Here is a 19,710-nt window from a genome sequence, read left to right as displayed (position 1 = left end):
GATGGTGAAAGTATATGCTCCGGCCTCCAGCGCCAATATGAGCGTGGGTTTTGATGTGTTGGGCGCCGCGGTGACGCCGATAGATGGCACGCTGTTGGGTGATAATGTCTCAGTTGAGGCGGCGGACAGTTTTAGCCTGAAAAATCTGGGGCGTTTTGCCAGCAAACTGCCGACAGAGCCTCGTGAAAATATTGTCTACCAGTGCTGGGAGCGTTTCTGCCAGGAGATTGGCAAAACGGTTCCTGTGGCAATGACACTGGAAAAAAACATGCCGATTGGCTCAGGGCTGGGCTCCAGTGCCTGTTCTGTTGTCGCGGCGCTGGTGGCAATGAACGAGTATTGCGGTAAACCGTTAAATGAGACGCGAATGCTGGCGCTGATGGGCGAGCTGGAAGGGCGCATTTCCGGCAGCGTGCATTACGACAACGTTGCGCCTTGCTACCTTGGCGGCATGCAATTGATGATCGAGGAAAACGGCATTATCAGCCAGCAGGTGCCAGGCTTTGATGAATGGCTGTGGGTGCTGGCCTATCCGGGCATCAAAGTTTCTACCGCGGAGGCCCGCGCTATCCTGCCTGCGCAGTATCGTCGTCAGGACTGTATTGCTCATGGTCGGCATCTGGCGGGCTTTATTCACGCCTGCTATTCCCGTCAGCCCCAGCTTGCGGCGAAGCTGATGAAAGATGTTATTGCTGAGCCGTATCGCATGAAATTATTGCCTGGGTTTAATGAGGCACGTCAGGCGGTCGCCGAAATGGGTGCGCTCTCCTGTGGTATTTCTGGTTCCGGCCCAACGCTTTTTGCGTTGTGCGATAAAACGGAAACCGCGCAACGTGTGGCAGACTGGCTGAGCAAACACTATTTGCAAAATCAGGAAGGCTTTGTTCATATTTGCCGTCTGGACACGACGGGTGCACGAGTAGTGGGATAACCAATGAAACTCTATAACTTAAAAGATCACAACGAACAGGTCAGCTTCGCGCAGGCCGTCACGCAAGGGCTTGGCAAGAACCAGGGGCTGTTTTTCCCGCATGACCTGCCGGAATTCAGCCTGACTGAAATTGATGACATGCTGACCATGGATTTCGTTGCGCGCAGCGCCAAAATCCTCGGGGCGTTCATCGGTGATGAAATTCCGCAGGACATTCTGGAAGCACGCGTTCGGGATGCGTTTGCGTTCCCGGCGCCCGTACAGCCGGTTGAGAGCGATGTTGGTTGCCTGGAGCTGTTTCATGGCCCGACGCTGGCGTTTAAAGACTTCGGTGGGCGCTTTATGGCGCAAATGCTGACCACCATCAGCGGCGACAAGCCGGTGACGATCCTGACTGCGACCTCTGGTGATACCGGGGCGGCAGTGGCGCATGCCTTCTACGGCCTGAAAAACGTTCGTGTCGTGATCCTTTACCCGAACGGAAAAATCAGTCCGCTACAGGAAAAACTGTTCTGTACGCTGGGTGGCAATATCGAAACCGTCGCCATTGATGCGGATTTCGACGCCTGTCAGGCACTGGTAAAACAGGCTTTTGATGATGAAGAACTGAAAGTGGCGCTGGGCCTGAACTCAGCGAACTCAATCAACATTAGCCGCCTGCTGGCGCAGATTTGCTACTACTTTGAAGCGGTGGCGCAACTGCCACAAGAGGCGCGTAATCAGCTGGTTGTTTCCGTGCCAAGCGGCAACTTTGGCGACTTAACGGCGGGCCTGTTGGCGAAATCGCTTGGGCTGCCCATTAAGCGTTTTATCGCGGCGACCAATGCAAATGACACCGTACCGCGCTTCCTGCAGGACGGTGAGTGGAAGCCAAAAGCGACACAGGCAACCCTGTCGAACGCGATGGACGTCAGCCAGCCGAACAACTGGCCGCGCGTGGAAGAGCTGTTCCGCCGTAAAATCTGGCGCCTGAACGAACTGGGCTATGCCGCAGTGGACGACGAAACGACCAAAGAGACGATGCGTGAACTGAAAGGTAAGGGCTATCTCTCTGAACCGCATGCGGCCATTGCTTACCGTGCGCTGCGCGATCAACTGCATCCGGGCGAGTACGGCCTGTTCCTGGGGACCGCGCATCCGGCGAAATTCAAAGAGAGCGTCGAAGAGATTCTCGGCGAAACACTGCCATTGCCGAAAGAACTGGCAGAGCGTGCAGATCTGGAACTGCTGTCGCACCATCTGCCTGCTGACTTCGCTGAACTGCGTAAACTGATGATGAGCAAAGCGTAATCCGCTTCGTCTCAAACCAGAACCGGGTGAGCGTAATCGCTGCCCGGTTTTTTTACGCCTGAATACGGAGAAATTAAGGAGGAATATGGCAGGAAAAACGGAGGAATTCCCATAAAATGCGGGCGCTTAGAGATTAGGATTGCAGAGAATAACAAGCCGCCATCACTTTGCTTAAGCTCCTCACATCGGCCCACTACGGGCAAGATGAACAAAGGAGTAACCCATGTTGAAACCTGTATTCTTCGCGCTTTCGTTGTTGATGGTGGCTCCGCTGGCGGCACAGGCTGCTGAAATTACCCTTGTGCCAGCAGTAAAACTGCAAATCGGCGATCAGGATCGTCACGGCAACTACTGGGATGGCGGCCACTGGCGCGACCATGACTGGTGGCACAGACACTACGAATGGCGCGAAAACCACTGGCGCCCGCACGGTGACGACCGTCGCGACTTCCGTGGCGACTATCATGATGATCGCCACGATGACCATCGTCCTGGGCCGGACTGGCGCCGCGATTAATCTCGCTTATCCTGCCCCCTCCTCAGAGAGGGGGCCACAGCCTTACTGTTCGTGACGTTTAAAGACCAATTCGCCCTTGCCGGACAGTTCTTCATCAAAGAAATAGCCTTCGCTATCAAACGCGGTTAACTGCTCTGGTTTTGTCAGGCGGTTTTCAATGATGTAACGACTCATCAGGCCGCGTGCTTTTTTGGCGTAAAAACTAATGACCTTAAACTTGCCATTTTTCTCGTCCAGAAAGACGGGTTTGATAATTTGCGCGTTCAGTTTTTGCGTTTTGACTGACTTAAAGTACTCATCGGATGCCAGATTCACCACGATGTCATCGCCCTGCGCCTTAATGGCGTCGTTCAGCGTATTGGTGATGACCTCGCCCCAGAACTGATAAAGATCCTTCCCCTTCGCATTTTCCAGGCGGATCCCCATCTCCAGACGGTAAGGCTGCATCAGGTCCAGTGGACGCAAAACGCCATACAAACCAGAGAGCATACGCAAATGCTGCTGTGCAAAATCGAAATCAGCCTCGGTGAAGGTTTCCGCCTGCAGGCCGGTATAGACATCGCCTTTAAAGGCCAGAATGGCCTGGCGGGCGTTTTTCGGCGTAAAGTCCGGCTGCCAGTCATGAAAGCGGGTGGTGTTCAGGTCGGCAAGCTTATCGCTGATACCCATCAGGGCTTTGATTTGCTGCGCGCTAAGCTTACGCGCAACCTTAATCAACTGCTGCGAATAATCCAGCAATTCAGGCTGTGTGTAGCGCGTAGTGGCCAGCTCACTTTGATAATCCAGCGTTTTCGCGGGCGAGATGAGAATCAGCATAGTCAGTCCTTGCAGGAAAATTTCCGCTGACTGTAACAAAAAACGGCCTGCAATTGATCAATAGTTGCGATTGTCATTTACGATCCCGTTTTATCATCCCATGCGCCGGGCGCGAGCTGCTGGTTAATATCCGGATAACGCTTCGGATCGAACACTGGCATCACTCCCATCTTGCGCTGGCGTAGATAATCGGCGGCGATAAGGGTGACGACGGGAGACAGTAGCAGAATCGCCGTCATGTTAGTGATAGCCATAAACGCCATCATTACATCTGCCACATGCCAGAGTAACGGGATGCGCAATTGAGAGCCGATCAACACCATCAGTAAGATCCCGATACGCAACAGCCAAATATTACGCCTGCTGTTCATACGCAGGAAAATGAGATTATTTTCGGCGTAAACGTAATTGGCGATAATGGAATTAAACGCAAACATGATGATGATGACGGCGACAAAGCTGGCTCCCCATGAACCCGTCAGGGCTACCATCGCTTCCTGAACTATCTGGACGCCAATGATTGGGTTATCTGTTGGCGTATCCTTTGCCAGGAGAAGAATAAACGCGCTGGCGGTGCACACCAAAAACGTGTCGACAATTACGCCGACCATCTGCACGAAGCCCTGAGCGGCAGGATGAGGGGGAGATGAAGCCGCGGCTGCGGCGGCATTCGGCGTTGAGCCCATCCCTGCCTCGTTGGAGTACATACTGCGTTGAAAACCGCTGGTGAGCGCCTGGCTAAGCGTGTAACCCATGGTACCTGCCGCCGCTTCCTGCCAGCCAAAGGCACTTTTCACAATATTGGCGAACATCTCCGGCAGTGCGGTGAAGTGCGCAATGCCAATACCGACACTGGTCATTACCCAGGCCAGGGCCATGATCGGGACCACCCACTGCATGATGCGAGCAATCTGTTTCATGCTTTTCGTGATCAATAGCAGAATCATTCCAGCAAAAATAAGACCGGTGTAAATCTCATTAAAATGCCAGGCAAAATGGACGGCATTCGCTACCGAATTGGCCTGAATGGTATTGAATAACAGCCCGTAAACCAACAGCAGGAATACGGAAAACAGCACGCCCATCCAACGCATGCCAAGGCCTCGCGCCATGTACCATGCAGGACCGCCGCGAAATTGCTGGTTGGCGTCGCGTTCTTTGTAGAGTTGCGCCAGTGTGCTTTCGGCGAAACACGTTGCCATGCCAATCAAGGCCGATATCCACATCCAGAAAATCGCGCCGGGGCCGCCTGCCGTAATCGCTAACGCCACACCGGCTAAATTACCGGACCCCATTCGTCCGGCAAGACTGAGAAACAGCGCCTGATACGACGTCAGTCCACCCGACTGGGCGCGGCTATGTTTGAGATTATGGTAGAAGTCGCCAATCAGGCGAAACGGTACAAATTTGCTTTTAAAAGCAAACCAGATACCTGCCGCAAGCAGCAGGTAGAGCATCAATGAACCCCAAAGTATTTCACTGATAAAAGAAAAGAATTCAGGCATTAACATCCCTCTTGTCTATGCCGGTTCGCAGGTTAATAAGCAGCGCTATTATTAATAAAGCACTACTTTGCAGGCAATTAATAAATCTAGTTTACCATACCGCGCGTGCGCAATGTCTGCGGTTGCGCTGGCAGGGCGTCGTGTTATCATCAGGGCAGACCGGTTACATCCCCCTAACAAGTTCAAAGAGAAACACTATCATGACGGATAAATTGACTTCTCTGCGTCAATACACAACTGTTGTTGCTGACACCGGAGATATCGCGGCGATGAAGCTGTACCAGCCGCAGGACGCTACCACCAACCCTTCTCTGATTCTTGGCGCTGCCCAAATCCCTGAATACCGCAAACTGATTGATGACGCTATTGCCTGGGCGAAAGAACAGAGCAGCGACCGCGCGCAGCAAGTAGTAGACGCAACGGACAAACTGGCGGTGAATATCGGTCTGGAAATTCTCAAACTGATCCCTGGTCGCATTTCTACCGAAGTTGACGCACGCCTTTCCTATGACACCGACGCGTCCATCGCGAAAGCAAAACGCCTGATCAAACTGTATAACGACGCGGGTATCAGCAACGATCGCATCCTGATCAAGCTGGCTTCTACCTGGCAGGGTATTCGCGCGGCTGAACAACTGGAAAAAGAAGGCATCAACTGTAACCTGACGCTGCTGTTCTCTTTCGCCCAGGCACGTGCCTGTGCAGAAGCTGGCGTTTATCTGATTTCCCCGTTTGTGGGCCGTATCCTCGACTGGTACAAAGCCAACACGGATAAAAAAGAGTACGCACCGGCAGAAGATCCGGGTGTGGTTTCCGTAACCGAAATCTACCAGTACTACAAACAGCACGGCTATGAAACCGTCGTGATGGGCGCAAGCTTCCGTAACGTCGGTGAAATTCTGGAACTGGCAGGCTGTGACCGTCTGACTATCGCTCCGGGCCTGCTGAAAGAGCTGGCGGAAAGCGAAGGCGCTATCGAACGTAAACTGTCCTATGCTGGCGAAGTGAAAGCACGCCCGGAACGTATTACCGAAGCGCAATTCTTCTGGCAGCACAACCAGGATCCGATGGCAGTAGACAAACTGGCGGATGGTATCCGTAAGTTTGCTGTTGACCAGGAAAAACTGGAAAAAATGATCGGCGATCTGTTGTAATCATTCAGGTGTGGCCGGAGACCCGGCCACACTTTCCCCTCTGTCTGCATTTCCCCTCAGCGTGTATCATTTCCGTTAGTCATTATTTTTTTGAACGGAATGAATATGGATACATTACGCATTGGCTTAGTTTCTGTTTCCGATCGCGCCTCCAGCGGTGTTTACCAGGATAAAGGCCTCCCGGCACTGGAAGAGTGGCTGGCGCAGGCGCTGACCACCCTTTTTACCATCGAAAAGCGGCTTATTCCGGACGAACAGAGCATCATTGAACAGACACTGTGTGAGCTAGTGGACGAGATGAGCTGCCATCTGGTCCTGACGACGGGCGGCACCGGTCCTGCGCGCCGTGATGTCACTCCTGATGCAACACTTGCCATTGCTGACCGCGAAATGCCGGGGTTTGGCGAACAGATGCGTCAAATCAGCCTCAACTTTGTACCTACCGCCATTCTCTCCCGCCAGGTGGGGGTGATTCGCAAGCAGGCGCTGATCCTCAATTTACCGGGGCAGCCAAAATCCATCAAAGAGACGCTTGAAGGGGTGAAGCAGGCAGACGGGCAGGTAACCGTGCCGGGTATTTTTGCCAGTGTACCGTATTGTGTACAGCTTCTCGATGGGCCTTATATCGAGACCGATCCCAAAATCGTAGCGGCTTTTCGCCCAAAAAGTGCAAGACGCGAGACAATATCCTAAAAATAGTGGTTTTTTAAATTAAGTCATGCGGGCACTGGAGTGTTGATTTATTTACGGTATAGTAATTTTTAATTTACAGTTTGCGTAAAAACGAAATCAACACTTCCTCTTTACAAATGGTCCGCTATGTCAAACTACACACGTCCCCTCAATAAGCAGGATTACAAAACCCTCACGCTTGCCGCCTTAGGCGGTGCGCTTGAGTTCTATGACTTCATCATTTTTGTCTTCTTTGCCGCCGTTGTCGGTGAGCTGTTTTTCCCGGCGGATATCCCGGAGTGGCTGCGTCAGGTGCAGACGTTCGGCATCTTTGCCGCAGGTTATCTGGCGCGCCCGCTGGGCGGTATCGTGATGGCCCATTTTGGCGATCTGGTGGGGCGTAAGAAGATGTTCACCCTGAGCATCTTGCTGATGGCGGTGCCTACGCTGGCGATTGGCTTGCTGCCAACGTATGCCTCTATGGGTATCGTTGCGCCGTTGCTGCTGCTATTGATGCGTGTCTTGCAGGGGGCGGCGATTGGCGGCGAAGTGCCGGGTGCGTGGGTGTTTGTGGCGGAACATGTGCCGGAACGCCGTATCGGGATTGCCTGCGGAACATTAACCGCCGGGCTGACGGTGGGGATCCTGCTTGGCTCTGTGGTCGCTACCCTGATCAATACCAGCATGACGCAGCAGGCGATTCACGATGGTGGATGGCGTATACCTTTTCTGCTGGGCGGTGCGTTTGGCCTGGTGGCAATGTATTTGCGCCGTTGGTTGCAAGAGACGCCGATTTTCCTCGAAATGCAGCAGCGTAAAGCACTGGCGCAAGAGCTACCGGTGAAAGCCGTCGTCATGAAGCATAAGAAAGCGGTAGTGATCTCGATGCTGCTGACCTGGTTACTGTCGGCCGGGATCGTAGTGGTGATTCTGATGTCGCCCGTCTGGCTGCAAAAACAGTATGGTTTCGCGCCAGCCTTAACCCTGCAGGCGAACAGTATCGCGACCATTATGCTCTGTTTCGGCTGTTTGACCGCCGGGCTGGTGGTGGATCGCGTTGGCCCCAGCAAAACTTTTATTGTCGGCAGCATTATGCTGGCCTGCTCAAGCTGGTTCTTCTATCACCTGACGGGCAGCCACCCGGAGCAGCTTTTTGCCTTGTATGGGCTGGTCGGGTTCTGCGTTGGGGTTGTCGGGGCCGTACCCTATGTGATGGTTCGCGCTTTCCCGGCGGAAGTGCGTTTTACCGGGATCTCCTTCTCTTATAACGTCTCTTACGCCATTTTTGGCGGGCTGACGCCGATTGCGGTGACGATGCTGATGGGGGTTTCGCCAATGGCACCCGCCTGGTATGTGCTGGCGCTGTCGCTGATTGGTCTGGGGCTGGGGTTATGGCTGCGCCAGGACCTGGTCGCTACCGAGAGCCCGGCGTTGGCGAAATCCACGCGCTAAGTGCGCGTTTGGAAAGAAAGCGCCATCGGACGATGGCGCTGAGAAAGATTAGTGCGAAGGCGTGTAGCTCAGGACGATATTGTCATCGGGGATCTGGGTGAAGTCCTTGATGATAGTGTGATAATCCGCCAGCGGATCGATGTCTTTAAACAGCTCCGGGTAGAAAATCTTACTTAACGTTTCAATCGCGATAATGTTGTACGGATTATTGTAGAAGTGGTGATAGAGCGCGCCGGTATGGCCCTGAGTAACGGCAGGAATACTGCTGACCCCCTGGCGTGCCAGTAAGGCATTGAAGGCGGCAGCCACTTCTTTTTCGTCCACGTTGTAGCCGAACGGAATGATCGCCGTTCCTTTGCCCGGGCGTTTTGAACCGGTCATCAGGTAGTAGTCCGGGTTCATGGAGATGATTTTTTCCACTGACACATTACCGGTTGCCCCTGGCAGCAGTTGTGAACCAATGTTCACACCGCCCGCCGCTTCGACCAGACCACCCCAGCCATTACGGGCATGGGTAAAGCAGCAACCATTATCCAGCCCTGCGACACCCGCGATCGGTTCGATAAACACCAGCGGTTTTTTGTGAGCGTTGGCCAGACGCTGATGCAGCATATCCAGACGTTGCTGATAGAAAGTAATGTACTGTTGCGCGCGCTCATTTTGGCCGAGCACTTTACCGAGCAGCGCGATACCTGGCAGGGTGTTTTCTACCGGATGCAGTTCGTAATCGACAAACACCACCGGCACATGCAGTGCCTCCAGTTTTGCCAGCACACCACTCTGTACCAGGGACGGTTTAGCGCGGAGCTGGGCAATCATCAGATCCGGATGGCGCGAGATGATGGTCTCCAGATCGACATTCCCTTGATCCGAAAACTGCATGTCCAGGATCTTCTCGGCTTCCGGCCATTTGCGCTTAAGGACGTTCCAGGTTTCCGTATCCTGTTTTTTCGGCAGGTTGTTCCACGCCACCACTTTGGCAAAGGGATTGTCGCGCTCCAGCAGCGCCAGCGCCAGGATATCGCGGCCATCCTGCAAGATGATGCGCTGCGGCTCCTTAGGGATCGTGACGCTGCGGTTATCCAGATCCGTCACCGTGACCGGCCAGTTTTGCGCCATCGCCAGCAGGGGGGCAAAGATCAGCGCGATCCCCATGATTGTCTTTTTCAGATTCATCTCTTTCCCGTCTTATGACTGTTTTAGGTTGTTAATCCATCGACCACCACGTGTGGTAGTCCCTGCGAACAATATTCGACCCGGCCTTTTACTCCGTAGACTGCCGCCAGGTTCGCGGGCGTGACGACCTCGCCTGGAACGCCGCTGGCAACCAGCGCGCCGTTTTTTAACATCACCGCATATTCGGCATGGCGCAGCGCAATGTTGATGTCATGGATCACCACCACCGTCACGATGTTACGCAGGCGCGTTTCGCGGGCGACGATGTCCATTACGTGGAACTGGTAGTTCAGATCGAGTGCGCTCAGCGGCTCATCTAACAGCAGCAGGTCCGGTTTGCGAATCAGCGACTGGGCAAGGCCAATCAACTGTTTCTGTCCGCCGGAAAGCTGGTCTAAAAAGCTCATCGCCAGGTGCGAAATACCGAGCTTATGCAGAATGTCGTAGGCCTCCTGTTCGACGTTATCGCCGCCATAGAAGCCGCTGGCGCGTCGGGCGACGATAATCGACTCCAGCGCATGCAGATGCACGCCCTGTGGCAAGGATTGCGGCAGATAAACCACCTTTTGCGCCCGCTTTGCCGGGGAGAGGGCCATTAAATCTTCGCCATTCAGCCACAGTTGCCCCTGGGCCGGGTTGAGATCGGCAAGCGCACGTAGCAGGGTGGACTTGCCGGAGCCATTCGGCCCCAGCAGGGCGGTGATTTGCCCGCGTGGCAGCATCGGGGTGGTTAGCCCATCGATAATTTTCTTTTTGCGATAGCCGGTATGCAGGGCGTGGATGCGCAGTCCATCGGTCATATATTCCCCCTATGGCGAATGATGATGCTCAGGAAGAAGGGGACGCCGACCAGGGAGGTAACAATACCGACGGGAATGATGACGCCGGATACAATGTTCTTCGATAACACGGACGCCAGTGAGAGCACCAGTGCGCCAATCAACATGCTGCCGGGCAGGTAAAAGCGGTGGTCTTCACCAAACAGCATTCGCGAGATATGCGGCGCCACCAGGCCAATAAAGCCAACAGGCCCAACAAAGGCCACGGTCAGCGCGGAGATGATGCTGATACGCAGCAGCGTCGCCATACGCAGTTGACGCACATTGATACCAAAACTGACGGCCCGGTCTTCCCCCAGACGCAGGGCGGTAAGCTTCCAGGCATTTTTCATCGACAGCGGAACGATGAGAAGCAGGGCGATGCTCAGAATTGCGAGCTTGTCCCATGATGCGCGGGCCAGACTGCCCATGGTCCAGAAGACGAGCCCCTGCAATGTATCTTCGCTGGCCACAAATTGCAGAATGGAGATCAGCGCATTGAAGGTAAATACCAGCGCAATGCCAAACAGCACTACGCCGGAGGTCGCCACCCGTGTCCAGCGGCTAATGCCATCAAGAATAAAGCAGGCCAGCAGGGCGAAAACAAAGGCGTTAACCGAGATAACCCACTGATCGGGAATGCCCGGAATACCCAGGCCAAGAATGATAGCCAGCGCAGCACCAAATGACGCGGCGGAGGAGACCCCGAGGGTAAACGGGCTGGCGAGCGGGTTATTGAGGATGGTTTGCATCTCAGCCCCCGCCAGACCGAGCGCCATTCCGACCACGATCGCCATTAAGGCAATGGGCAGGCGTAACTCCCAGACAATAACGCGGGTGCCCGCATCGGCAGACCCGGCATCAACCAGCGCATGCCAGAGTGCGGAAAGAGAGAGCCCGGAAGGGCCAATAGTGAAATCGAGAATCAGTGAAAAGAGAATAAATGCCAGGATCGCGCCTGCCAGCGCAAAACGCCGCAGCACGACTTTTCTGTAATGTGACGACACGGCGGATTCGTCAGGCTTGATACTGGCGACAAGAGGGGAACTCATTGGCTTACCTTATGCAACACAACAGAATCGATGTATCCCCCAACGTTCCTGTTCAGGCTGTTGCATGATATCCAATATCCGGGATGCTCCCGGCGACCATATTAGAAATGATAATGCTTATCAATTAAATGGGATTTTTATTACCATCTCGTTTAGCTTCGGTTATGGTTTCGGTCGAAAAACGCGCATTCTGCCAGGTTCCCAGCGCGCGCGAGGTGGCATATGCCCCGGCGATTGAGAGTGCGGCAGGCACCAGGAAACTGTGGTCCATTCGCGTGGACTCCATCACTAAGGCGAGTGTGGTGACGGGCATATTCGCTGAGGCGGCCAGGAACCCGGCAGCCCCCAACAGGGCGAAACTTTCCATATCGCTACCGGGGAAAAGCGGCCCGACAAGCATAAACAGTAATGACCCCAGCAGGCCGCCGACGGCAAGGCCCGGTGTCAACAATCCGCCTGCCGCCCCTGCACGTAGTACGGCGCAGATAACAACCACTTTGAGTACCAGTAAAACCACCGCGAGCCAGGCCGTCATTTCGCCACTCAGCGCCAGTTGCGCAGCACCTTTACCGTTGCCCGGAAGCTGTGGGAACCAGACGGAAAAAATACCCAGCAACGTAAAGGCAATCAGACTGACAGCAGGCATTTGCCAGTTATCCCGAACTTTGCTGCTCGCATATTGGGTGAGGCGGCGAAAAAGAAAAGCGCCCACGCCCAGCAATGGGCCACAAAGCACGCTCCAGAAAATCAATGATGGGGCAGCGAACTCCGTAGTGAAGTGATACTGATGTTCGTCTCCCAGCCCCAGCGTGGCGACCCAGGCCGCCAGCGCCGACGTGACCAGCGCTGCGATAGCCGCATCCCAGCTAAAACTCACCAACAAAACTTCAAGCGTAAAGATAGCACCCGCCAGCGGCACGTTATACACCGCAGCCAGCCCTGCACCCGCACCGCAGGCGGTCATCAGTTGGATATCGGCAGGGGGAAGGTGCAATCTCCGCGCAGCGCCGCCGGCAAACAGGGCGCCCGCTTCACGTGGAGCGACTTCGCGCCCGAGCGGTGAGCCCATCGCTACGGTGATGATTTGCAGCAGAATATGAACAAGTGTGGTGAGTGGCGGCATCGGTTTGTCCGGATTGCTTACCGCCGTACTGATGCTGACACGCTTTTTGCCATAACGGGCAAGCAGCCACCATCCTCCCCCGGCAACGATGCCTGCGGCGACCAACACGATAAAGCGCCGCTGTGCACTGGCGTCGCTCACGCCCTCCAGAAAGGTCTGTGGACTTATCAATACATTCTGGCTATAGCCATACGCGAGGTGCTGAATTTCATGTAGCAACATGGCAAGCAACATACCGCTAAGCCCGGCCATGACCCCGGTGAGAAGAAGCGCAACCCAGCGTTGTAACCAGTAAGCACGGCCCTGGAAAAGCGTAGTCATTGTCAGATTCTGTCTGCGAAGAAGTGCCGTCATCATCCCATAAAGTGGATGAATGCGTAATCAACAGGAAGGCAAAAACGGGGGAATTCGTGCCCGCGGTGCAGGCACGAAGAAGGGATTAGTGCTGCCCTTGTTCGCCAATTGGCAGAACGGTACGGCCATATTGCTCGTTGAGGACTTCACCCATCGCCAGGTAGATAGCGCTTGCGCCACATACCAGACCAATCCAGCCGGCTACATGAACGATACCTTCGTTGTCTGCCAGGTGACCTACTGCCAGCAGAGCGAACAGCACGGTCAGGCTCAGGAAGACGAACTGCAGCATACGTGCGCCTTTCAGCGTGCCGAAGAACATAAACAGGGTGAACACACCCCAGATACCCAGATAGACACCCAGGAAATGGCCATTCGCTGCATCTGCCAGACCCATTTTAGGCAGCAGAAGAATCGCAACCAGGGTGAGCCAGAAAGAACCGTAAGAGGTAAATGCGGTTAAACCGAAGGTGTTGCCTTTTTTATATTCCAGCAGCCCCGCAAAAATCTGCGCGATACCACCGTAGAAAATACCCATAGCCAGGATAATACCATCCAGCGGGAACATGCCAATATTGTGCAGGTTAAGCAGAATAGTGGTCATGCCGAAGCCCATAAGGCCCAGCGGAGCCGGATTAGCCAACTTGATGTTGCCCATAATTCCTCAAAATAAATCAACATTGAAGGATGAAATGTATTCCCCGCGTCTATATAGAGGAGGCGGGGCGCGGCATCATAAATAGCGTCACTGGCTGTGTCTATGTTCTGAACAGGTGGAAATTAAAAATTTTTTTATTCCTTACCCCTTGATGAGCTTCGTTGCGACCCCATCTTGTAGTCAACCGCAATGTGTGGACCTGAAAAAAAACGAACGAGGGTAGTTGAAACCGCACGATTCGCCCTTATTACAGGTTCACAACCACATGTTGACCGAATTTTTAGTGGAGACGTTTAGATGGGTAAAATTATTGGTATCGACCTGGGTACTACCAACTCTTGTGTAGCGATTATGGATGGCACTACCGCGCGTGTGCTGGAGAATGCCGAGGGCGACCGCACCACGCCTTCTATCATTGCTTATACCCAGGATGGTGAAACTCTGGTTGGTCAGCCGGCTAAACGTCAGGCAGTGACAAACCCGCAAAACACCCTGTTTGCGATTAAACGCCTGATTGGCCGCCGCTTCCAGGACGAAGAAGTTCAGCGCGACGTTTCTATCATGCCGTACAAAATCATCGCTGCTGACAACGGTGACGCATGGCTTGATGTGAAAGGCACCAAAACAGCACCGCCGCAGATCTCTGCCGAAGTGCTGAAAAAAATGAAGAAAACGGCTGAAGATTACCTGGGTGAGCCGGTAACTGAAGCGGTTATCACCGTACCGGCATACTTCAACGATGCGCAGCGTCAGGCAACCAAAGATGCTGGCCGTATCGCGGGTCTGGAAGTCAAACGTATTATCAACGAACCGACTGCCGCTGCACTGGCTTACGGGCTGGATAAAGAAGTGGGCAACCGTACTATCGCAGTCTACGACCTCGGTGGCGGTACCTTCGATATCTCTATTATCGAAATCGACGAAGTTGATGGCGAAAAAACCTTCGAAGTTCTGGCAACCAACGGTGATACCCACCTGGGTGGTGAAGACTTCGACAGCCGTCTGATCAACTACCTGGTTGAAGAATTCAAGAAAGATCAGGGCATTGACCTGCGTAACGACCCGCTGGCGATGCAGCGTCTGAAAGAAGCAGCAGAAAAAGCGAAAATTGAGCTTTCTTCCGCTCAGCAGACCGACGTGAACCTGCCGTACATTACTGCAGACGCTACTGGTCCGAAACACATGAACATCAAAGTGACTCGCGCGAAACTGGAAAGCCTGGTCGAAGACCTGGTGAACCGTTCCATCGAGCCGCTGAAAGTTGCGCTGCAGGACGCTGGCCTGTCTGTATCCGACGTGCAGGACGTTATCCTGGTCGGCGGTCAGACCCGTATGCCGATGGTGCAGAAGAAAGTCGCTGAGTTCTTTGGTAAAGAGCCGCGTAAAGACGTTAACCCGGACGAAGCTGTTGCTATCGGTGCTGCGGTCCAGGGTGGTGTGTTGACCGGTGATGTGAAAGACGTGCTGCTGCTCGACGTTACCCCGCTGTCGCTGGGTATCGAAACCATGGGCGGCGTGATGACTGCGCTGATCAACAAGAACACCACTATCCCGACTAAGCACAGCCAGGTGTTCTCTACTGCGGAAGACAATCAGTCTGCGGTAACCATCCATGTGCTGCAGGGTGAACGTAAACGTGCGTCTGATAACAAATCTCTGGGTCAGTTCAACCTGGATGGTATCAACCCGGCACCGCGCGGCATGCCGCAGATCGAAGTGACTTTCGATATTGATGCTGACGGTATTCTGCACGTATCTGCGAAAGACAAAAACAGCGGTAAAGAGCAGAAGATCACCATCAAGGCATCTTCTGGCCTGAACGAGGAAGAAATTCAGAAAATGGTTCGCGAAGCAGAAGCGAACGCTGAATCTGACCGTAAGTTCGAAGAGCTGGTTCAGACCCGTAACCAGGGTGACCACCTGCTGCACAGCACCCGTAAGCAGGTTGAAGAAGCTGGCGACAAACTGCCAGCAGAAGATAAAACCGCTATCGAAGCTGCGCTGACCGCGCTGGAAACGTCTCTCAAAGGCGAAGACAAAGCGGACATCGAAGCGAAAATGCAGGCTCTGGCTCAGGCTTCTCAGAAACTGTTGGAAATCGCACAGCAGCAGCACGCACAGCAGCAGGCTGGTGGCGCTGACGCTTCTGCGAACAACGCGAAAGACGACGATGTTGTCGACGCTGAGTTCGAAGAAGTAAAAGATAAAAAATAATCGCCCTGATGCAGGGTAATTAATCGGCACGGGCGTAGGAGATTTCTCCACGCCCGTGCTCGCATGTTAGGGGTAGATAAAAAAAGATGGCGAAACAAGACTACTACGAGATTTTGGGCGTTTCCAAAACAGCGGAAGAGCGCGAAATCAAGAAGGCGTACAAGCGCCTGGCCATGAAATATCACCCGGACCGTAACCAGGGTGATAAAGAGGCCGAAGCCAAATTTAAAGAGATCAAAGAAGCGTACGAAGTTCTGACCGACGCGCAAAAGCGTGCTGCGTATGACCAGTATGGCCATGCGGCGTTTGAACAAGGCGGCATGGGCGGCGGTGGATTCGGCGGCGGCGGCTTTGGCGGCGGCGCTGACTTTAGCGATATCTTTGGCGATGTCTTCGGCGATATTTTTGGCGGTGGCCGTGGTCGCCAGCGTGCGGCGCGTGGCGCCGATTTACGTTACAACATGGAATTGACGCTGGAAGAAGCCGTTCGCGGCGTCAGTAAAGAGATCCGTATCCCGACGCTGGAAGAGTGTGACGTTTGCCACGGCAGCGGCGCGAAAGCCGGTACCCAGCCGCAGACCTGTCCGACCTGTCATGGTTCCGGCCAGGTGCAGATGCGCCAGGGGTTCTTCGCCGTTCAGCAAACCTGTCCGCACTGTCAGGGGCGCGGTACGCTGATTAAAGATCCGTGCAACAAATGTCACGGTCATGGTCGCGTAGAAAAAACCAAAACCCTGTCCGTTAAAATTCCGGCAGGCGTTGATACGGGCGATCGCATCCGCCTGGCGGGTGAGGGTGAAGCGGGCGAGCACGGCGCACCGGCAGGCGATCTGTACGTTCAGGTGCAGGTGAAACAGCACGCTATCTTTGAGCGTGAAGGTAACAACCTGTACTGCGAAGTCCCCATTAACTTTGCTATGGCGGCGTTGGGGGGAGAAATCGAGGTTCCGACGCTGGATGGTCGCGTCAATCTGAAGATCCCTGGCGAAACTCAGACCGGCAAGCTGTTCCGCATGCGAGGTAAAGGTGTGAAATCGGTACGCGGCGGCGCGCAGGGCGATCTGCTGTGTCGTGTGGTGGTTGAAACGCCGGTTGGCCTGAACGATAAGCAGAAACAACTGCTTAAGGATTTGCAGGAAAGCTTTGGTGGACCGACAGGTGAACACAACAGCCCGCGCTCCAAAAGCTTCTTCGACGGTGTCAAAAAGTTCTTTGATGACCTGACGCGTTAATCAGTTATAATTTTTAGAGGGTTGCTTAACGCAACCCTTTTTTATTGCATCCGCAGCCATAAACGGCTTATCACTTATCTTGTTTTATGAATCTCTCCTTGCCGCCGTGGTGTGAAAAAAATTACATCGAACGGCGTGTTATGTTATTAACGTAAACCCCCGAATTATTCCTTCTACTAAATTGAATTACCTTCCTGCTGGTCGTAAAAAACAAATTTTAGTGCAATTTCTTATTTTCATAGGTTAACGATACGAAAAACAACATTTTCTGACACCTGCATTTTAACGGCTTAGCTAATCCATCAATGTGATATCTCTATCACAAACCAATTTGTTCTTTTTAATAAACTGGCCTCGTTTTCATTCTTGCCTGAGATCGTTTTTATTATTGAAGTATTCACGTTAACTATAATAATGAGGAATGCATTATATGCCCCAAAAAAAGGGAAAGTTGCTGGCGTGTGCCCTGATATCGACGACCGCATTATGCAGTCTCCCTGCATGGTCTCTGGAGTATAAAGGGGCTTTTGGTTCTATAAATGCCGGTTATGCTGACTGGAATAGCGGTTTTGAAAATGTTCATCGTGGTGAAGTATGGAAAGCAACTGCCGATTTTGGCGTTAATTTCCGCGAAGCAGAAATTTATTCATTTTTTGAAAGTAATGTCTTAAATCACTCCGTTGAGGGACGAAACCATACCGTATCGGCGATGGCCCATGTCCGTCTCTTCGATTCTGACTACTCCTTCTTCGGAAAACTATATGGTCAGTGGGACAACTCATGGAGCGATGATTTAGATATGTTCTATGGGCTTGGCTATCTGGGCTGGCAAGGGAAATCGGGTTTTTTTAAACCCTATATTGGATTGCATAACCAGTCCGGGGATTATTACTCAAAAAAATATGGGCAAACCAGTGGCTGGAACGGTTACGTTATTGGCTGGACCGCAGCATACTTCTTCAATGCTTTTAATGAGAAGTTTGTATTGTCGAACTGGAATGAAATTGAGCTCGACAGAAATGATGCATACGCCGAACAACAGCATGGGCATACCGGAATTAATGGTGGTTTAACATTAGCATGGAAATTTTATCCCCGCTGGAAAGCATCTGTCACCTGGCGTTATTTTGATAATAAACTTGGTTATGATGGATTCGGCGATCAAATGATTTATATGTTGGGCTATGAGTTTTAATTTTTCAGAGGATCTGAAATGAAGAAAACATTTGTTGCCAGTATGATTGGTCTGGCGTTATATGCAGGAAGCACAATCTCTCCCGTTCATGCCGCAGAGGCGAAACGCCCTAATTTGGTGATAATTTTAACGGATGATTTAGGCTACGGTGATCTGGGGACTTATGGTCATCAAATTGTCAAAACGCCAAACATCGATAAATTAGCACAGGAGGGCGTCAAATTTACCGATTACTACGCCCCCGCGCCGCTCTGTTCGCCTTCACGTGCGGGCTTACTCACAGGGCGTATGCCTTTCCGCACCGGTATTCGTTCCTGGATACCGGCAGGCAAAGATGTGTCGATTGGTCGTAACGAAGTCACCATCGCGAATTTATTACGTGAGCAAGGCTACGATACGGCGTTAATGGGCAAATTACACCTTAACGCCGGGGCGGATCGCACAGACCAGCCGCAGGCTAAAGATGTTGGGTTTGATTACTCATTGGTTCACGCCGGTGGATTTATCACTAACGAACGACTGGCAAATGCAAAAGAGCGCCCTCGCTACGGCGCCGTTTATCCGGATGCCTTTATTCGCAACGGTAAGCCCATCGGCGAAGCGAAATTACTGAGCGGTGAGCTGGTCAGTACCGAAGTGGTGAACTGGCTGGACGAGCGCGAGAAGAAGAAAGAGGACAAACCGTTCTTCCTGTACGTTGCCTTCACCGAAGTACACACCCCTGTCGCGTCGCCGAAGAAATACCTCGATATATATTCGCAATATATGAGCGAATTTCAGAAGAAACACCCGGATATGTATTACGGCGATTGGGCGGATAAACCCTGGCGTGGACCGGGTGAGTACTATGCCAATATCAGCTATATGGATGAGCAGGTAGGTAAAGTCGTAGAAAAAATTAAGGCGATGGGTGAAGAAGACAATACCATCATTATCTTTACCAGTGATAACGGACCGGTAACGCGTGAAGTTCGTAAAGTCTACGAACTGAACATGGCCGGTGAGACCGACGGCCTGCGCGGACGTAAAGATAATCTCTGGGAAGGGGGCATACGTGTTCCGGCGATCATTAAATATGGCAAGCATCTGCCGCAGGGGATGGTAACCGACACGCCGGCTTCCGGGTTGGACTGGATGCCGACACTCGCACAGATGATGAAATTTGATCTGCCAAAAGATCGCACTATTGACGGTCAGTCTCTGACGCCTGTCTTCGAGAAGGCTGAACTGAAACGCGAGAAACCGCTGATTTTTGGTATTGATATGCCTTTCCAGGACGATCCGACCGACCTGTGGGCGCTTCGCGACGGAGACTGGAAAATGATCATCGACCGCGAAGGGAAGGCAAAATATCTCTACAACCTCAAACAGGATCGGGCTGAAACCATGAACCAGATCGGCAAAAATCCAGAGGTTGAAAAGCGTCTGTATGAGGAATTCCTGAAATATAAGCAGGATATTGATAACGATTCACTGATGAAAGCGCGCGGTGAAAAACCTACGCCAGTTACCTGGGGTTAAACGCATTTAATAATAAGAAGAAGTAATTAT

The 19,710-nt window shown here is 52.8% G+C and carries 17 protein-coding genes; 10 read left to right on the top strand and 7 right to left on the bottom strand.

Annotation, left to right across the window (positions count from 1 at the left end; translation table 11 throughout):
• The first annotated feature begins 1 nt into the window (after position 1).
• From thrB to C5523_RS23415, 3 genes are all read left to right on the top strand, one after another.
• Positions 2-931, top strand: a complete 930-nt coding sequence (gene thrB, locus C5523_RS23425) for a homoserine kinase (RefSeq protein WP_039078274.1) — start codon at positions 2-4, stop codon at positions 929-931.
• A 3-nt stretch (positions 932-934) separates the two neighbouring features.
• Positions 935-2,221: a threonine synthase gene (gene thrC, locus C5523_RS23420; protein ID WP_039078275.1), complete on the top strand. Its 1,287-nt coding sequence runs from the start codon at positions 935-937 to the stop codon at positions 2,219-2,221.
• Between the two features lie 223 nt (positions 2,222-2,444).
• Positions 2,445-2,738, top strand: a complete 294-nt coding sequence (locus C5523_RS23415; protein ID WP_039078276.1) for a DUF2502 domain-containing protein — start codon at positions 2,445-2,447, stop codon at positions 2,736-2,738.
• Between the two features lie 42 nt (positions 2,739-2,780).
• Here the strand turns inward: C5523_RS23415 and yaaA are convergent, their stop codons facing one another.
• A complete protein-coding gene (gene yaaA, locus C5523_RS23410; protein WP_108702065.1) occupies positions 2,781-3,554 on the bottom strand; it encodes a peroxide stress protein YaaA in 774 nt (257 codons plus the stop codon).
• A 77-nt stretch (positions 3,555-3,631) separates the two neighbouring features.
• Positions 3,632-5,059 (bottom strand): sodium:alanine symporter family protein, encoded by a 1,428-nt coding sequence (locus tag C5523_RS23405; RefSeq protein ID WP_039078278.1) that lies wholly within the window; start codon positions 5,057-5,059, stop codon positions 3,632-3,634.
• Positions 5,060-5,259: 200 nt separating this feature from the next.
• Here C5523_RS23405 and tal point away from each other — a divergent pair, with 200 nt between their 5' ends.
• The 3 genes from tal to C5523_RS23390 all read left to right on the top strand — a co-directional run bounded on the left by tal (position 5,260) and on the right by C5523_RS23390 (position 8,337).
• Positions 5,260-6,213, top strand: a complete 954-nt coding sequence (tal, locus tag C5523_RS23400) for a transaldolase (RefSeq protein ID WP_071193601.1) — start codon at positions 5,260-5,262, stop codon at positions 6,211-6,213.
• A 105-nt stretch (positions 6,214-6,318) separates the two neighbouring features.
• Positions 6,319-6,906, top strand: coding sequence for a molybdopterin adenylyltransferase (gene mog / locus C5523_RS23395; protein WP_108702064.1), 588 nt, complete (start codon positions 6,319-6,321; stop codon positions 6,904-6,906).
• A gap of 126 nt (positions 6,907-7,032) precedes the next feature.
• Positions 7,033-8,337, top strand: a complete 1,305-nt coding sequence (locus C5523_RS23390) for an MFS transporter (protein WP_039078281.1) — start codon at positions 7,033-7,035, stop codon at positions 8,335-8,337.
• A gap of 48 nt (positions 8,338-8,385) precedes the next feature.
• On the opposite strand, the gene C5523_RS23385 is transcribed toward C5523_RS23390, so the two are convergent.
• The 5 genes from C5523_RS23385 to satP form a co-directional block, all read right to left on the bottom strand.
• On the bottom strand, positions 8,386-9,513 hold the full coding sequence (locus C5523_RS23385) for an ABC transporter substrate-binding protein (RefSeq protein ID WP_107224030.1): 1,128 nt from the start codon (positions 9,511-9,513) through the stop codon (positions 8,386-8,388).
• A 23-nt stretch (positions 9,514-9,536) separates the two neighbouring features.
• The gene (locus C5523_RS23380) at positions 9,537-10,313 is read right to left on the bottom strand and encodes an ABC transporter ATP-binding protein (RefSeq protein ID WP_071193603.1); all 777 of its coding nucleotides are present in this window, start codon (positions 10,311-10,313) and stop codon (positions 9,537-9,539) included.
• A complete protein-coding gene (locus C5523_RS23375) occupies positions 10,310-11,383 on the bottom strand; it encodes an iron ABC transporter permease (RefSeq protein ID WP_039078284.1) in 1,074 nt (357 codons plus the stop codon). The genes C5523_RS23380 and C5523_RS23375 overlap by 4 nt, the downstream gene beginning before the upstream one ends.
• Positions 11,384-11,507: 124 nt before the next feature.
• Complete coding sequence (locus tag C5523_RS23370) at positions 11,508-12,827, bottom strand: chloride channel protein (protein ID WP_108702063.1); 1,320 nt, start codon at positions 12,825-12,827, stop codon at positions 11,508-11,510.
• Between the two features lie 118 nt (positions 12,828-12,945).
• Positions 12,946-13,518, bottom strand: a complete 573-nt coding sequence (gene satP / locus C5523_RS23365; protein ID WP_039078285.1) for an acetate uptake transporter — start codon at positions 13,516-13,518, stop codon at positions 12,946-12,948.
• Between the two features lie 297 nt (positions 13,519-13,815).
• Between satP and dnaK the strand changes: the two genes are divergently transcribed.
• From dnaK to C5523_RS23345, 4 genes are all read left to right on the top strand, one after another.
• Positions 13,816-15,732, top strand: coding sequence for a molecular chaperone DnaK (gene dnaK, locus C5523_RS23360; protein ID WP_039078286.1), 1,917 nt, complete (start codon positions 13,816-13,818; stop codon positions 15,730-15,732).
• An 86-nt stretch (positions 15,733-15,818) separates the two neighbouring features.
• Positions 15,819-16,964, top strand: coding sequence for a molecular chaperone DnaJ (gene dnaJ / locus C5523_RS23355; RefSeq protein WP_039078287.1), 1,146 nt, complete (start codon positions 15,819-15,821; stop codon positions 16,962-16,964).
• Between the two features lie 430 nt (positions 16,965-17,394).
• On the top strand, positions 17,395-18,159 hold the full coding sequence (locus C5523_RS23350) for an outer membrane protein OmpK (RefSeq protein ID WP_039078288.1): 765 nt from the start codon (positions 17,395-17,397) through the stop codon (positions 18,157-18,159).
• An 18-nt stretch (positions 18,160-18,177) separates the two neighbouring features.
• Entirely contained in the window at positions 18,178-19,680 is a 1,503-nt protein-coding gene (locus tag C5523_RS23345; RefSeq protein ID WP_108702062.1) for a sulfatase, read from the top strand.
• The last annotated feature ends 30 nt before the right edge of the window (positions 19,681-19,710 follow it).

Source organism: Phytobacter sp. SCO41, assembly GCF_003073275.1.
Lineage (GTDB): Bacteria > Pseudomonadota > Gammaproteobacteria > Enterobacterales > Enterobacteriaceae > Phytobacter > Phytobacter diazotrophicus.
The sequence above is the reverse complement of the archived record's forward strand: the minus strand, read 5'-3'. Positions and strand labels throughout refer to the sequence as shown.

Excerpts from the sequence above, each read along its gene's own strand:
- mog (WP_108702064.1), top strand. The coding sequence starts at position 6,319 with ATGGATACATTACGCATTGGCTTAGTTTCTGTTTCCGATCGCGCCTCC.
- dnaJ (WP_039078287.1), top strand. The coding sequence starts at position 15,819 with ATGGCGAAACAAGACTACTACGAGATTTTGGGCGTTTCCAAAACAGCG.
- satP (WP_039078285.1), bottom strand. The coding sequence starts at position 13,518 with ATGGGCAACATCAAGTTGGCTAATCCGGCTCCGCTGGGCCTTATGGGC.
- C5523_RS23370 (WP_108702063.1), bottom strand. The coding sequence starts at position 12,827 with ATGACTACGCTTTTCCAGGGCCGTGCTTACTGGTTACAACGCTGGGTT.
- C5523_RS23415 (WP_039078276.1), top strand. The coding sequence starts at position 2,445 with ATGTTGAAACCTGTATTCTTCGCGCTTTCGTTGTTGATGGTGGCTCCG.
- thrC (WP_039078275.1), top strand. The coding sequence starts at position 935 with ATGAAACTCTATAACTTAAAAGATCACAACGAACAGGTCAGCTTCGCG.
- yaaA (WP_108702065.1), bottom strand. The coding sequence starts at position 3,554 with ATGCTGATTCTCATCTCGCCCGCGAAAACGCTGGATTATCAAAGTGAG.
- thrB (WP_039078274.1), top strand. The coding sequence starts at position 2 with ATGGTGAAAGTATATGCTCCGGCCTCCAGCGCCAATATGAGCGTGGGT.
- C5523_RS23385 (WP_107224030.1), bottom strand. The coding sequence starts at position 9,513 with ATGAATCTGAAAAAGACAATCATGGGGATCGCGCTGATCTTTGCCCCC.
- C5523_RS23345 (WP_108702062.1), top strand. The coding sequence starts at position 18,178 with ATGAAGAAAACATTTGTTGCCAGTATGATTGGTCTGGCGTTATATGCA.
- C5523_RS23375 (WP_039078284.1), bottom strand. The coding sequence starts at position 11,383 with ATGAGTTCCCCTCTTGTCGCCAGTATCAAGCCTGACGAATCCGCCGTG.
- tal (WP_071193601.1), top strand. The coding sequence starts at position 5,260 with ATGACGGATAAATTGACTTCTCTGCGTCAATACACAACTGTTGTTGCT.
- dnaK (WP_039078286.1), top strand. The coding sequence starts at position 13,816 with ATGGGTAAAATTATTGGTATCGACCTGGGTACTACCAACTCTTGTGTA.
- C5523_RS23380 (WP_071193603.1), bottom strand. The coding sequence starts at position 10,313 with ATGACCGATGGACTGCGCATCCACGCCCTGCATACCGGCTATCGCAAA.
- C5523_RS23405 (WP_039078278.1), bottom strand. The coding sequence starts at position 5,059 with ATGCCTGAATTCTTTTCTTTTATCAGTGAAATACTTTGGGGTTCATTG.
- C5523_RS23350 (WP_039078288.1), top strand. The coding sequence starts at position 17,395 with ATGCCCCAAAAAAAGGGAAAGTTGCTGGCGTGTGCCCTGATATCGACG.
- C5523_RS23390 (WP_039078281.1), top strand. The coding sequence starts at position 7,033 with ATGTCAAACTACACACGTCCCCTCAATAAGCAGGATTACAAAACCCTC.